This is a genomic window from Azospirillum griseum, from assembly GCF_003966125.1.
Classification (GTDB): domain Bacteria; phylum Pseudomonadota; class Alphaproteobacteria; order Azospirillales; family Azospirillaceae; genus Azospirillum; species Azospirillum griseum.
Genome location: NZ_RXMA01000106.1, coordinates 1 through 988, shown reverse-complemented (window position 1 = coordinate 988; position 988 = coordinate 1). Strand labels below are relative to the sequence as shown.

Sequence of the window (988 nt, the reverse complement as noted above, 5' to 3'; positions counted from 1 at the left end):
CTTCCCGCAACACCAGCAGCCCGCCATCGGAGGACAGGCGGCCCCCATCGAAGCGCCCGATTACCGGCTTCCCGGTAACGGGTGACAAGCCGGGCAGCGGCAGCGTAGGATCAACCATGGCGGGTGGGCGTTCCGGAAAAGGCGGGAGTTGGCTTCAGCAACCAAATTCTACGCCCGATCAAAGGTTTGCGCTACACCCGCCAACCCTGGTGCATAATTGCGGTTAGCGGTGTCCATCAGACCGCCGTCTGATGGACAGGCTCCCTGATCAGCAAGGGCGGATGGCGACGCCGACCTCAGGTCGGCGCCACCACCCAGATGTCGCTGGCCGACAACGAGCGCACATTCAGCAGGGCGATGGTGGTCGCCGCCATGGTGCCGTTGCCGTCGGGGTCGTAGGACAAGGCCCCTGACGTGGTGTTGAACACGAAGCGGTCGTCGGCGTCGCCCGGTGCGTTGAGGGCAAAGCGGCCTGCATTGAGCTGCCCGGTCGGCAGGCCACCGAAGCTGGGACCGACGACTTCGATGCGGTCGATGCCCGATTGGAAGTCGGTGATGGTATCCGCTCCCTGATTGGGGTCGGTGAAGAGGAACATGTCGGCACCAGCCCCGCCAGTCAGCGTATCAGAGTTGGAGGAGCCGTATAGGGCATCGGCACCAGCTGTTCCAATGTAGCGGCCAGGAGCATTTGCGTTTGCCATGAACACCTTCGACACGAAGGCATTTGCTCCTGGTGTTGGGTCCTGCCAATAGGCAACGAAGCCGCCATCCAGGCGCGCTGACAGCGATGGCTGCGAGAAATCCCCAGCTGCCGGCTGGGTATAGCGCGCGTCGCTCAACTGGAACTCCGCCCCCAGGGCGTTGCCTTGGGCATCGAAGCGCCGACCCATGATGGCGAAGCTCTGGCCCGTCGCGTCATAGGACCGCCAAGCTGCGATCAGGCTGCCGTCCGCCAGCCTCTCCAGCGTCGGCAGGTCCTGCCGCCCCG

Annotated in this window: 1 pseudogene; it reads right to left on the bottom strand. The window is 64.4% G+C overall.

Annotation, left to right across the window (positions count from 1 at the left end):
- Positions 1 to 296 precede the first annotated feature (296 nt).
- A pseudogene (locus EJ903_RS27150) lies at positions 297 to 988 on the bottom strand (hypothetical protein); the annotation flags it as partial.